Source organism: Paenibacillus sp. P4_E11 (assembly GCF_056401635.1).
In genome coordinates, this window is sequence record NZ_JBFUIX010000008.1 from 64,042 (window position 1) to 76,377 (window position 12,336).

General features: G+C 55.1%; 12 protein-coding genes. 10 read left to right on the forward strand and 2 right to left on the reverse strand.

From position 1 onward, the window contains the following. Positions 1 to 92 precede the first annotated feature (92 nt). The 10 genes from AC1DWB_RS05545 (at position 93) to AC1DWB_RS05590 (ending at position 9,518) form a co-directional block, all read left to right on the forward strand. Positions 93 to 1,058 carry an AAA family ATPase gene (locus tag AC1DWB_RS05545; RefSeq protein WP_477540041.1) on the forward strand — a complete coding sequence of 322 codons (966 nt, stop codon included), beginning with the start codon at positions 93 to 95 and terminating at the stop codon, positions 1,056 to 1,058. A gap of 5 nt (positions 1,059 to 1,063) precedes the next feature. Next, positions 1,064 to 2,161: a DUF58 domain-containing protein gene (locus AC1DWB_RS05550; protein WP_477540042.1), complete on the forward strand. Its 1,098-nt coding sequence runs from the start codon at positions 1,064 to 1,066 to the stop codon at positions 2,159 to 2,161. Further along, positions 2,154 to 3,458, forward strand: a complete 1,305-nt coding sequence (locus AC1DWB_RS05555; protein ID WP_477540043.1) for a hypothetical protein — start codon at positions 2,154 to 2,156, stop codon at positions 3,456 to 3,458. The genes AC1DWB_RS05550 and AC1DWB_RS05555 overlap by 8 nt, the downstream gene beginning before the upstream one ends. A 442-nt stretch (positions 3,459 to 3,900) precedes the next feature. Beyond that, positions 3,901 to 4,062, forward strand: a complete 162-nt coding sequence (locus tag AC1DWB_RS05560; protein ID WP_477540044.1) for a hypothetical protein — start codon at positions 3,901 to 3,903, stop codon at positions 4,060 to 4,062. 80 nt (positions 4,063 to 4,142) lie between these two features. Next, positions 4,143 to 5,441 (forward strand): enolase C-terminal domain-like protein, encoded by a 1,299-nt coding sequence (locus AC1DWB_RS05565; RefSeq protein ID WP_477540045.1) that lies wholly within the window; start codon positions 4,143 to 4,145, stop codon positions 5,439 to 5,441. A 15-nt stretch (positions 5,442 to 5,456) separates the two neighbouring features. Next, positions 5,457 to 6,284 (forward strand): sugar phosphate isomerase/epimerase family protein, encoded by an 828-nt coding sequence (locus tag AC1DWB_RS05570; RefSeq protein WP_477540046.1) that lies wholly within the window; start codon positions 5,457 to 5,459, stop codon positions 6,282 to 6,284. 614 nt (positions 6,285 to 6,898) lie between these two features. Beyond that, positions 6,899 to 7,348 (forward strand): NUDIX hydrolase, encoded by a 450-nt coding sequence (locus AC1DWB_RS05575; protein WP_477540047.1) that lies wholly within the window; start codon positions 6,899 to 6,901, stop codon positions 7,346 to 7,348. A gap of 104 nt (positions 7,349 to 7,452) precedes the next feature. Then, complete coding sequence (locus tag AC1DWB_RS05580) at positions 7,453 to 8,430, forward strand: sugar kinase (protein WP_477540048.1); 978 nt, start codon at positions 7,453 to 7,455, stop codon at positions 8,428 to 8,430. 71 nt (positions 8,431 to 8,501) lie between these two features. Next, positions 8,502 to 9,164, forward strand: coding sequence for a bifunctional 2-keto-4-hydroxyglutarate aldolase/2-keto-3-deoxy-6-phosphogluconate aldolase (locus tag AC1DWB_RS05585; protein ID WP_477540049.1), 663 nt, complete (start codon positions 8,502 to 8,504; stop codon positions 9,162 to 9,164). A gap of 165 nt (positions 9,165 to 9,329) precedes the next feature. Next, positions 9,330 to 9,518, forward strand: coding sequence for a hypothetical protein (locus tag AC1DWB_RS05590; RefSeq protein WP_477540050.1), 189 nt, complete (start codon positions 9,330 to 9,332; stop codon positions 9,516 to 9,518). A gap of 56 nt (positions 9,519 to 9,574) precedes the next feature. Here AC1DWB_RS05590 and AC1DWB_RS05595 read toward each other — a convergent pair whose 3' ends face one another. Together AC1DWB_RS05595 and AC1DWB_RS05600 are read right to left on the reverse strand one after the other, a co-directional pair. Beyond that, positions 9,575 to 10,588, reverse strand: coding sequence for a ComEC/Rec2 family competence protein (locus AC1DWB_RS05595; protein ID WP_477540051.1), 1,014 nt, complete (start codon positions 10,586 to 10,588; stop codon positions 9,575 to 9,577). 100 nt (positions 10,589 to 10,688) lie between these two features. Beyond that, positions 10,689 to 12,320 carry an extracellular solute-binding protein gene (locus AC1DWB_RS05600; protein ID WP_477540052.1) on the reverse strand — a complete coding sequence of 544 codons (1,632 nt, stop codon included), beginning with the start codon at positions 12,318 to 12,320 and terminating at the stop codon, positions 10,689 to 10,691. Positions 12,321 to 12,336: the final 16 nt, after the last annotated feature.

Consider the following 12,336-nt stretch of genomic DNA (forward strand, 5'->3'; position numbering starts at 1 on the left):
ACCCCTCATATTATTTAATAATTGTCATTCTCTGCTAGCTCCACTATCATAGAGAGTAAAAGCGCTTTCGAGTAGAGAGAGGATGGACAGACATGAACACAAGTGAGATCAAGCAATTGGCGGACACCATTAAGGAAAATGTGCAGAAAGTCGTAGTAGGCAAATCGGAGATCATCGATCAGCTACTGGTGGCCTTGATCTCTTCCGGTCATGTGCTGCTGGAGGATGTTCCCGGCACGGGCAAGACGCTGCTGGCCAAAGCGATGGCAGCTTCGGTCGGCGGTGTATTTAAGCGCATACAATTCACACCTGACCTACTTCCATCTGATCTTAGCGGCATTAACTTCTATAACCAGCAAGCCTCACAATTCGAATTCCGCCCAGGTCCTGTGTTCTCCAACGTGCTGCTGGCCGACGAGATCAACCGCGCCACGCCGCGCACGCAATCTAGCTTGCTCGAATGCATGGAAGAGCGCCAAGTGAGCATTGACGGGGAAACCCGCAAGCTGACGCGCCCGTTCATGGTTATCGCCACGCAGAATCCGATCGAGAACTCGGGTACATTCCCGCTGCCGGAAGCGCAGCTCGACCGTTTCCTGATTAAGGTCAGTATGGGCTATCCGAATCTCGGAGAAGGCAAGGACATACTGAAGCGGTTCAAGTCGGGCAACCCGCTCGACGAGATTGTGCCAGTCGCAAGTGCCGCACAGGTGGAAGAAGCGCAGCTCAGCTACTCACAAGTCCGCGTACATGAGGACTTATACGACTATATGCTCGCCCTCGTGGAACGCACGCGCAACCATCCGGACATCGTGATGGGCGTTAGTCCGCGCGGCAGTCAATCGCTGCTTCGTGCTGTCCAAGTACACGCCATCTTGCAGGGCCGGGACTTCTGTATCCCGGACGACGTGAAGGCGATGGCCAAGCCCGTGCTTGCGCACCGCATCATCCTTCGCGCCTCCACGCGCGGCAAGGGGAATCCGGCGGAGGCCATTCTCGGCCAGCTGTTGACCGAGCTGACGGTTCCCGCCGAGGAACAGCTGATCGGGCGGAGCTGAGCGCCATGATCGCAGCATGGCTCATTTTTGTCGCCTTCATCGCTGTATTCGTGCAAGGCCGTATATTCGGGATATTCGGATTGCGGAAAGTATCGTACACCCGCCACTTCAGTGAACGTTCCTGTTACGAGGGAGACGAGGTTCAATTAGTAGAGAAGATCGCCAACGTCAAGTTCCTGCCTCTGCCTTGGCTGCGGTTAGAGTCCCTGATGGATGCGTCGCTGCGATTTCCCCGCCAGGATAACTTCGATATCCAGGCAGGCAAGCTGATGCAGAATCAGAAGAGCTTTTTCTCGCTCATGCCCTACACGAGCGTGACACGAAAGCACCGCATCGTATGTGCGAGACGAGGCTGCTACGATCTGAACAGCGTCTCGCTTACATGTGGCGATATATTCGGTATGGGCAGGCTCTCCAAGACGTTGAAGCTGGACGTGAGACTGCTGGTGTATCCGCAGCTAGTCGAACTAGAAGACATTCCGCTGCCCTCGCATAGCTGGCAGGGAGACATTACGGTAAGACGGTGGATTCTCGACGATCCGTTCATCATTCAGGGCGCGCGGGAATACCGCTATGGCGATCCGCTGAATGCTGTCAACTGGAAGGCGACGGCACGGAGCGGGCAGTTGCAAGTGCATCAGCGCGACTTTACGTCCGATCATCGGCTGATGATCTACGTGAACTTCGAGGTGTCGGAGCAGATGTGGAGCCAAGTGTCCGACCCCGAGCTTGTCGAGCAGGGGCTTCGGTATGCAGCGTCACTCGCGTCGGACTCGATACGCCGAGGCATTCCGACCGGCTTCGGCTGCAACAGCGGGACCGTCGACGCTCCGAAGGAAGCGGTGCGGGTCGAGCCGGGCACCGGAGCACAGCATGTGGAACTGCTGCTCGACACGATGGCGATGGTCGTCGTGGACCGGACTGTGGCGATCCAGACGTTCCTGGATCAGGATCTGGAACGTGGCGCGCGCAGGTTGGACATCGTGCTGATTACAGCCTATGTCAGCGAAGAGATGCAGGAGCGCATTGATCAACTGGAGCGGACGGACAATGCGGTTCGCATCATTCCGCTCACACGCGAGGAGGTGCGGCTGCATGCATAGTTTCCTGCTAGCGCTGCTCCGGGCATGGGGCCGAGGCATCGTGGAAGTACTGCTCTTCTTCCCGGCGCTGTTGCTGCTGTCTCCACTGCCTGGACTGGATACGATTTTCCCCTATTGGGTGTTGGCGCTCACCCTGTATATGCCGCTTGGAGCGCTCGCTCGAATGGCCTTGCGTGTGGAAATGCGCTTCGTGCTTCTTCTAGTCAGCGCCTTGCTAATTGGCGGTCTTACATGGCTGGCCTTTGGCACAGGGTTTGCGGCGCTAGGTGCAGTGATTGCAGGTGGAGTTCTGTATGCCCATGGCTTCCGAACCGTTCGGACGGCTTGGCACTTCGTGTTTCCGGTAGGTCTGTATTGGATTTGTTTGTTTGCTTACTTGATGGCAGCGCTTATCCTGCCCCGACTTTCCTTGTATGCCGACTATACGGACTCCTTGAGCTGGTTAGGCGCGATTGCGCTAGTGCTCACCCTGTTCTTCTCCAACAGCAACAATCTGAAGGAAGAGACGCACTCGGGGGATAATGAGGTTCGGTTGGCGCAAGGCGTTGTTTGGAAAAACCGCCTGTTAATCGTGCTGGTCCTGGTCGTCGTTATGGCGATTGGATTTTTCGGCCCGATCAAGCAGATGATGGCTTCGCTCAAAAACTCTCTAGTGGATCTGATTAACTCGTTGATACGATGGATGAGCCGCGATAAGGGCGAACCGACACCCAATCAACCTGCGCAGCCTCCTGCCAACATGGGGATGCCGACCGATCCGGATGCAGGTCCATCGGCCCTGGCTCTCTTCCTGGAGAAAGCGGCGTATTACCTGGGAGTAGCGATATTGGCCGCGCTGGTGATCGCCGTCCTATATGTGATCGTCCGGGTGGGCTACCGTCAGGTCCGAAGATTGATCGCCTGGCTGCGAGAACGGTCGGAAGAGGGAGCAGCCGGTGTTCAGGACTACGAGGAAGAGAAGACGAACCTGCTCGATTGGGGCGAACTGCGCAAGCAGCTGGGCGAGCGAGTCGCCTCCTTCGTCTCCAGGTTCGAACGAGAGCCGAGTTGGGAGCGAATGAACGGTGCCGAGCGGATCCGACAGCTTTACCGAGCGTTCATTCGTCGCAGTGTAGGGGCCGCACAGCCGTTCGAGCCCCATCTAACAGCGCAGGAACAACTGAAAGCTCGGGAGGATCGACAGCTGAATGCGACGCAACGTGGCGAGTTAACAGAGGCCTATAACGCAGTGCGTTACGGCGGCGAGACAATAGAGGAGAGTGTGTCGAACCGACTGAAACGAGATTCCGGTCTATAGTCGAGGGCATGTTTATGTAGCAAGGGTAAGTCAAGCGGTTATTCCAAAAGCTACAAGGCGTTTCAAAAAAAGAGGAGCAGCATGCCGCAGCCGGGCATCCTGCTCCTCTTGCTGCTTCCTTGAACGATAATATCGCAGCAATTCGTAGTGCTCTCGGTAACAGTGCGGATCTCGTCATTCGGAAATTTCAGGCGGGCATGGACAGTAATCTACGTGCGGCGGTCGTGAACAGGGGTTAGTCGATACGAAATCCGTATTCGGTTATGTATTAGAGCCGCTCATGCTGCATGGTCAAAAACTGAGTGTGCAAAGAGATCGATTGTTCGCATCGGTATCGAGGAATCCACTTCGCAATCCGTGATCCGGGGGCCGAGGGAAGCTTTTTCGGAAAACCTGGGTACGAAGTAAGTTTCTGATCTTTCCTTTTGGGATGATTTCGTTAGTGGTAGCTTTGCTCGCTTCTCCGAACCAAACCTACTTGATAGGGCTCATTCAGGCGTGGGGTTCCTATGCTCACATCCTGGCCCTGGGGTATCCATTGCTGTTGCTGATTGTTGCGGGATTGCGTGGGAAGAAGCAGCCGATCCAGCCCTCTAACTCGTAAAAAAGGTTCTCCCCATTCCCATTTCCTGTAGTACAATAATAGAGGAAATAGCATATTGGGTCAGGAGACGAGGAAAATTCATGATAACAATTGGTCAAACCGGGTTGGCGACCGAACGCGAGCCGCTGCAAAGCCCATTCGGTTTCAAGGGTGGCTATCTTAGCGAGCTGTGGCAGACGTTGGCACTGCTCGGCAGTTCATCTGGACATTCGGCGATCGGGTTAGGCATTCAAAGCGTGCTGTGGTCCGATCCTTCTGTATTCTTCACCGTTCCGGAGCAGGAAGCGAACGGCATGATGCGGGACATTACTCGCTTCGGATTGTCGCGGGCGCAGGGGGCATCGTATCGCACGCCGCCTGAGTTGCTCGAGCAGATCGTACACGCGGCTTTTGAACACGGGAAGTCAATAACGGGGCGGCGTGACCTGCGAGAGACGTTCGTCCTGAACGCGCTCGTTCCCCTCGATCACGCGGCATGGCTGCTATATGCGAAGGAAACCGGCAAAGCTGACTATGATGACATGCTTCCGGCGGAGTATCGGTCGATTCTGTCGCTCCGACATAAGGAATTGGCGTCCACACCCGTCGTCTCCTATGGACACAGCGAAGCGGACATCACGGCGATGCTGGATGCGGGTTATTTCCTGCTGAAGGCGAAGCTGGGCTCGGATCCTGACAAAGATGGCGATCTGGACAAGATGCTAGCCTGGGATCAAGAGCGTCTCACCGTCCTTCATCGGTTGTGCGCAGAGCGGACGACACCTTACACGGATAGCGGCCGGGTGCTGTACTATCTTGACGCCAATGGCCGCTACGATACACTGGACAGGCTGCTCCGGCTGCTGGATCATGCGGATCGGATCGGCGCTCTTGATCGGATTGTGTTGATGGAGGAGCCGTTCGCCGAGGAGAACAAGGTGGCGGTACATGAGATTCCGGTTCGAGTGACTGCCGATGAGAGTGTACATAATCTGAGTGATGCGATTGAACGTATTGACCTTGGCTACCGCGCTATTACGCTGAAGCCGATTGCCAAGACACTCAGCGTGACGCTGCAAGTGGCTAAGGCGGCACACGAGCGCGGCATCCCTTGCTTGTGCGCGGACTTGACGGTCAATCCATGGATGGTCGATTGGAACAAGAATCTGGCGGCCCGCTTGGCGCCGCTGCCAGGTCTCAAGGTCGGCATCATCGAGACGAATGGCCATCAGAATTATGCGAACTGGGAGACGATGCGCGGCTACCACCCAGAGGGACAAGCTAGCTGGACCCATTCGGTTGACGGTGTATACCGCTTGGATGAAGCATTCTATGCACGGAGCGGGGGTTCCTTCGGAACGAGCGAGCATTATGAGGCGGTTATGAAAGCTAACCTGTAATTCGGAGGAGCGAGGATGAAACTGGCGTTCAGTACATTGGGCTGCCCGGACTGGAACTTGCAGCAGGTAGCGGAGCATGCCGGGGCGTATGGATTCGATGGTGTAGAGTTGCGGATTAAGGGTGACCGGCACGTGGACACGGCGATGAATGCAGCGGACCGGAAGCAAGCAGTAGAATGGTTCCGGTCACGCAATGTCGAGATATGCAGCTTGTCGGGGTATACGATCTTCACAGGCAAGACACCAGAAGAAGTGGCTGCGAATCTGAAGCAGTTGCAGCTGAACGCGGAGCTGGCCTATGATCTGGGCGCACCGCTCGTACGTACCTTTCTGGGCAAAGTACCAGGCGGGATGACGTTCGACTTCGCCGTGCAGCAAGTGGCGGATAGCCTGGCCCGCGCGGCCGAGCTGGTGCGTCCGCTTGGTGTATCGGTCGTCATCGAGACGCATGATGACTTCTCGGCGTCGGAGGCCGTGGAGCGGGTGCTCCGTGAGGCCGGTAATCCCGACGGCATCGCCGTGCTGTGGGATACGGTGCACACGTATCACAGCGGCGAGACCGCACAGCAAGTGACAGAGCGGTTCGGATCACTGATCCGACACGCGCACTTCAAGGACTGTGTGCAATCCGAGGATAACGGAAGAGGGCATAAGTACAAATACGTCCTGACCGGCGATGGCTACATTCCGATCCGGGACAACTTGCAGGCGCTTCGCGCCATTGGTTATGACGGCTACTTGTCGTTCGAGTGGGAGAAGATGTGGTACCCTGAGCTGCCGGGGCCTGAGATCGCGCTGCCGCAGTATTTGCAGTACATGCGGGAGTTGTTGGCTGGTCAGTAGGGAGTGCTGGATTAGTCAGTAGGGGTGGAACCTTAGGTTCTGCCCCTATTTTTGCGCAGGCGTCCAGAGCGAAAAGGTTCGATTGCACGGAGTAGCGGACATTGGGAGGTTGTCGATTAACTGTGGACAAGAGGAGTGGAGAGTGAAAAAGAGGACCCTGGCGAGTTTTGGCTTGAACCTCCCACCGCTGAATCCCTTATACAATCAAGGAGGTTCAAACAAGATGTCTGAGCAGAAGGGTCCTTTTTCACTCGGAACGGCCGTCTTAGCCTCTATCAACAGTTAATCGACAGCCTCATTGGATCCGCTATTCGCTTTTATAACACCGTATATCACCCGATTGCGGACATACGATCCGTTAAGGGATGTGAATCTGCTGAAATCGGCTCCATTTTGTAGGAATAACGGAATCTATGTCCGTAAAAATTCCCAATGAGCGCTTCGGGACGGAAATAACGGAACTACGGTCCGATCACCGCCAGGTGCCCCGACTTCAAACCTATGTGTCGTCCAGGCACAACGTTCATCCAGAGCCATTGCACGGTTCGGCATAGTATCCTAAGATAGAGGTTATGGCAACAATGAGATCAGTAGAGAGTCGGGTGAGACTATAAATGGGAGAACGTAATAGAGAGGAATGGTTCCGACCGGGAGCGGCGGTGCATCTATTCTTCATCCGCGAGGATAAGCTGTTGATGCTCCGCCGTAGCAATACCGGCTATGAAGATGGCAAGCTGAGTGTAGTGGCGGGGAAGCTGGACGGCGGCGAGCAGGTCGTACATGCGGCGATACGGGAAGCTCGCGAGGAAGCAGGGGTGGAGCTTGCTCCTGAGCAAGTCGAAGTGGTGGGTGTGATGCACCGATACACAGATACTGGAGAATGGGTCGATTTCTTCGTAGTGGTGCAGGATTGGCAAGGCGATCCGGTCAACTGCGAGCCTCATAAATGCTCGGAGCTAGTCTGGGTACCGCTTACGGAACTGCCCTCGGATGTAATCCCTTATATCCGCCGAGCAGTACATAATTACAGACGGGGCAAGTGGTTCGATAGCTTCGGGTGGTAAGTTAGAATAATGATAGGATTCCGAATAAGGTTGTCAGGGACATGATCAGCTTGGTAGAATGACAGCAGAGGGTACAAGCTACAACATAATGAGGGGGAGCGCAAGTGAAAGACCTTACTGCAGCACAGTCTGCTGGTGCGCCCGAAGTCGTTACTTTTGGCGAGTCCATGGGGCTGATGATGCCGAGTGGGCCGAAGGGGATTGAATACTCCGCCCAATTCGAGAAATCGCTCGCGGGAGCGGAAAGCAACTTGGCTATCGGGATTGCTCGTCTTGGCCATCAATCCGGTTGGTTCGGCCGTCTCGGCAGCGATCCGTTGGGCAAATATATTGTGAAGCAGATTCGCGGTGAAGGCGTAGATGTGTCTCGAGCCGTGCTATCAGCTGACGCACCGACAGGATTAATTATCCGTGAAGTAGTTTCGGGCAAATCTTCAGTATACTACTACCGACGCAATTCGGCTGCTAGTCTGATGCGCCCTGAGCAGTTGGATGAGAGCTATATTGCTAAGGCACGCATCCTGCATGTAACGGGCATCACAGCGGCGTTGAGCGCTTCATGCCGGGAAACCGTACGCGAGGCGATCCGCATTGCCAAGAAGCATGGGGTCATCGTCTGCTTCGACCCGAACCTGCGGCTCAAGCTGTGGACGATTGAAGAGGCCCGCCCCGTGCTGCTGGAGTTCGCTGCAGAAGCGGATTACTTCTTGCCAGGCTTGGACGAGCTGAAGCTGCTATACGAGACGGACAGCTTCGAGGAGATCATCGCGCGGCTGTCTGAGCTGTCTGCTGTTTCCATTGTCAAAGGCGGGGACGATGAAACGTATGTAGTGGAGAACGACAGCGTCACAGCGGTGCCTTACTTCAAGGCGGAGCGGGTGGTCGACACGGTTGGAGCGGGCGATGGATTTTGCGCAGGTTTCATCGTAGGCTTGCTTAAGGGTTATGCCCATGCGGAAGCCGTACGATTAGGCAATCTCATCGGCAGTATGGTCGTACAGATGGAAGGCGATTGGGAGGGGCTTCCGACTTGGGAACAAGTGCAGGCGGTCCTGAATAATAAGGCTCACGTCGAACGATAGGACAGATAGAGTGATCATGGGGGCAATGGATTGACCCCATGAAGGACCAACCCAGAGGAGAGATGAACAGGATGAAGAAAATCAAGCTGATTCAGCAAATCACCGATGCCGGAGTCGTCGCCGTCCTTCGCGGCGAAACGGCCGAAGAAGTCGTCCGCATGGCGGAGCATGCGATCGCCGGAGGGATCAAGGTCATCGAAGTGACGATGACCGTTCCATTCGCGCTGCGCGCCATCGAAGACTTGGCTAAGCGCTACTCCAGCACGGCGCAGGACGAGAGCCGCTTCGCGATTATCGGCGTCGGCACCGCACTCGACCCTGAGACGGCTCGCGCCGCCATCCTGAGCGGGGCCGAATTCGTCGTCGGCCCCTCACTCAACCCGCGCACCGTCGAGCTGTGCAACCGGTACCGAGTGCCGATTATGCCGGGCTGCATGACGATCCAGGAGATCCAGACCGCGCTTGAGCTTGGCGTCGACATCGTCAAGCTGTTCCCGGGCAACCTGTTCTCCCCGGCGATGATTAAGGCCATTAAGGGTCCGCTGCCGCAGGCCAACATTATGCCAACAGGCGGCGTGTCGCTGTCCAATCTCGGCGAGTGGATTCAGGCTGGCGCGGTAGCAGTCGGTATTGGCTCCGACTTAACCTCGGATGCCGTCAAGACCGGCAATTATAACCTCGTCACGCAGAAGGCTGCCAGCTACATGGAGGCCTATCGCGCGGCGAAGAAATAGTGCCTGGTGAGTTCAGCAAGCAGCTTGCTATTGAAGCTAATATCGCGCGGTAGGCAATCCGAAATAAGCTTAAGAGATTAGGGAGCGAATCCCTGATCTCTTTTTTCGTCCCCAATATTCCCCTGAAATACCTAAAAAAACACAAGCAAAATGGACGGCCTCGACTTGCACTGGCAACTGCAGGCACGTACCCAGTCAGCTTCACGCCATCGGATCGCTGCACTCCTCGTGCCGATGCGGGCGTTGGAGAGTCGGTACGTGCCCTATTTCATGGACGATCAGGACCATGGGGTACACTTGTATTTCACCGACAACGGCGTGACCCGCAAGGTGGATGTGCCGAAGGCGTATTAGAGAGCACGCGATCACTGGCGGATTCCGGGTCATCGAGGTGACGACGACCCTTCCCGTTACTTGGCCCTAGGGGTGGTGGGCGCCGTCCAGTCTTTCTCCGTCATGACCTCGATCTTCTTGCCATCTGAGTGAACCAGGATATTCCCGTGCAGTCCTGTCGAGTAGACCGCTACCCCTTTTTTCTCCAGCCGTTCTTTCAAATTGGGGCTTTGGAAATTGTTCTGACTCATGACGACGATTTGCGGCGATACCGCTTGCAGGAACGCTTCCGAGGAGGAGGTCGATTCGCTGCCATGATGCGGAATGTCCATCATATCGGACTTCAGCTTGTCCTTCCATTTGAACGCGGTAAGTTCAATCTCACGATGCTTGTAAATATCGGCTGTTATCAGGAACGAGCGGTCTCCATAGGTTATTCTCAGCACCATCGAGTAATCGTTAATCTCCGGAGCGGAGAACGATTTCACGGCATCTGGCAGTTCGCCCTTCGGCGGGTTGAGCACCTCAACCTGGACATTGTTGCCGAGTTGAAACGTATCACCCTCCTCCAGCGTCTTAATCGGCACCTGCTTCGCCGCTAGGGCAGCCATGGTGTTTTTGTAAGGGTTGGATGTCGGATAGGGCAAATTCACCATGAAGAATTGCTTGATCCCTTTGTCCTTGGCAACAGTGGCGAAGCCGCCGATATGGTCGATATGGGGGTGCGTATTCAGCGCAATGTCCAGCGTATCGATGCCGAGCTTATTCAAGTAGTTCACTACTTGCGGTCCGACCTCCGGCAGACCGGCGTCGATGAGCATCGTTCGGCCTTCCGGGGACGTAATCAGGAAGCTGTCTCCGGTCAAATAGTCGCCTGCCAGATGGAAGTAACGAATCGATAACTGCCCTTGAAAAGCCTTCTTGTCGAAAAGCTGCTCCGTCCGCATGGCTACCACTGTCGAAGGTGCCGGTCCCGGAGACGTGATGGCTCCAGACTGTGGCTGTGTCTCTGAACACGATGCCAGAATAATGGCAAGGGCACCTGCTGCCCCGATTTTTCGTAAGCCCCTGCTCCAACGTTTGAATGGCATGCTGGCTGTCTCCTTTCTTCGGTTGAATGGACAATAACGGGAGGACGGACTTGCCGTACCTCCCGCAATGTTCTCGGATCTCAAGTCCGGAGTCCATGTATTATTTGCTCGACTTATAACGCTCGTAAGCTTGTTTGTAAGACTTCATATACTGGTCCTGCCCCATCTTCTGTACGGTCGTGACGTACTTGTCCCACTCCGACATGGGTTGAGAGCCGGTAATGAACTTGGCTTCCATCTCGCCGATATAGGTGTGGATGTCCGAGCCGACCGTGGAGCGGAATTCGGTCTCTTCTTCCGTGAAGTTGAAGTTGTTCCACAGTTCCTTGACCGCATAAGGCTGAGCTTTTTTACCAACGGCGATGGATTCAGGCAGTGTCTCGGAGCCTTTGAAATACTTTTCTTGAACGTAACCTGGATAGCTGCCGCCGAGCCAAGTGATGTACTTGGCGAGCGCCTGGTCCATCGTGAGGCCGTTCGGGTTCTTCGTGATTTCATCTACGAACTGGAGCTTGCCGTCTGCTTCTTTCTTGTACGTCTGCCCTTCGAGGCCCATGAAATAGAACGTGGCACCCTCGTCACCATAGAAATAGTCGATCCAACGGACCGTTGCTTCGGGATTTTTGTTTTTGTCCGTAATTACGAACGCTCCCGGCCATACGGCAGGCACTTTAACGTGAGAATACAGTTGATCGCCATAAGGCCCTTTGAGCGCGCCAAGACCGAAATAATCAGTTTGGTTCAGCTGGGTGATCGGATTCGGGTTGATCGTGCTGCCGAAAACGCCTTTTTGCCCTTTGGCGAACAGCGCGCTCGTCTTGATCGTGAAAATCTCTTTATCGATAAGTCCTTCTGTATATAGTTTGCGCACATAGTCGATGACTTCTCTATATTTCGCGTCGGTACGGAAGAAGCGAAGCTCGTTCGTCTTCGGATCGATATCGACGAACTTGTGGCCCAGACCGCGGTTGCCGAAGCCCCAGGCGCCGCGAAGTTGTTCGATAAGCGGGTTGATGCCTTCACCAGCATACGGGATTTCATCGGACTGTCCGTTTCCGTTCAAGTCGGTTTGCTTAACGGCTTTCAAATACTGGTACAGCTCCTCGGTCGTTGTTGGTTCCTTCATGTTCAGCTTGGTCAGCCATTCCTGCTTCACCCACAGCGGTGTTCCGATCAGCATCGGGAGGAAATCCGGGCTATAGAACGACGGGAACGAATAGATATTGCCGTCTGGCATCGTCAGTCCCTTCTTCAGATCCGGGTATTTCTCCAGCAGCTTCTTGAAGTTGGGTGCGTAGTTGTCGATCAGGGTGTTCAGCTTGATGAACGTTCCTTGTGTGCCGTATTTCATCAGATCGGAAGCGGGCACCCGCGCCGAGTAGAAGGCGTCGGGATAGTCGCCGCCAGCCAGAGCAAGGTTGCGCTTCTCGGTCAAATTGTCGAACGGTACGAGCTGGAACTTGACATTGATGTTCGATTTCTTGGCATATTCCTTCCATACGAGCGTTTCCTCGAAGTTATTACCGTTGGTTGCCGCCTTGCCCGTGAAGAACGTAAGCGAGATGGGTTCCTTCGCAATCGGGAAACCCGCATTGTTCAGGTTGGCGACTTCTTTCGCAGTTCCCTCCTTGCTGGTTCCTGCTTCTTCATTCCCCTTGCCGCCGCATGCCGCGAGCAGGCTGCCTGCGACCGCTAAGGTCGTCGTAACGGCTATCCATCTTTTAGTGTTCATTGGTGCATGTCCTCCC

What these genes read in the sequence shown, in the direction of transcription:
- AC1DWB_RS05575 (WP_477540047.1), top strand. Translation starts at nt 6,899, where the DNA reads ATGGGAGAACGTAATAGAGAGGAATGGTTCCGACCGGGAGCGGCGGTG.
- AC1DWB_RS05565 (WP_477540045.1), top strand. Translation starts at nt 4,143, where the DNA reads ATGATAACAATTGGTCAAACCGGGTTGGCGACCGAACGCGAGCCGCTG.
- AC1DWB_RS05595 (WP_477540051.1), bottom strand. Translation starts at nt 10,588, where the DNA reads ATGCCATTCAAACGTTGGAGCAGGGGCTTACGAAAAATCGGGGCAGCA.
- AC1DWB_RS05555 (WP_477540043.1), top strand. Translation starts at nt 2,154, where the DNA reads ATGCATAGTTTCCTGCTAGCGCTGCTCCGGGCATGGGGCCGAGGCATC.
- AC1DWB_RS05570 (WP_477540046.1), top strand. Translation starts at nt 5,457, where the DNA reads ATGAAACTGGCGTTCAGTACATTGGGCTGCCCGGACTGGAACTTGCAG.
- AC1DWB_RS05545 (WP_477540041.1), top strand. Translation starts at nt 93, where the DNA reads ATGAACACAAGTGAGATCAAGCAATTGGCGGACACCATTAAGGAAAAT.
- AC1DWB_RS05585 (WP_477540049.1), top strand. Translation starts at nt 8,502, where the DNA reads ATGAAGAAAATCAAGCTGATTCAGCAAATCACCGATGCCGGAGTCGTC.
- AC1DWB_RS05600 (WP_477540052.1), bottom strand. Translation starts at nt 12,320, where the DNA reads ATGAACACTAAAAGATGGATAGCCGTTACGACGACCTTAGCGGTCGCA.
- AC1DWB_RS05550 (WP_477540042.1), top strand. Translation starts at nt 1,064, where the DNA reads ATGATCGCAGCATGGCTCATTTTTGTCGCCTTCATCGCTGTATTCGTG.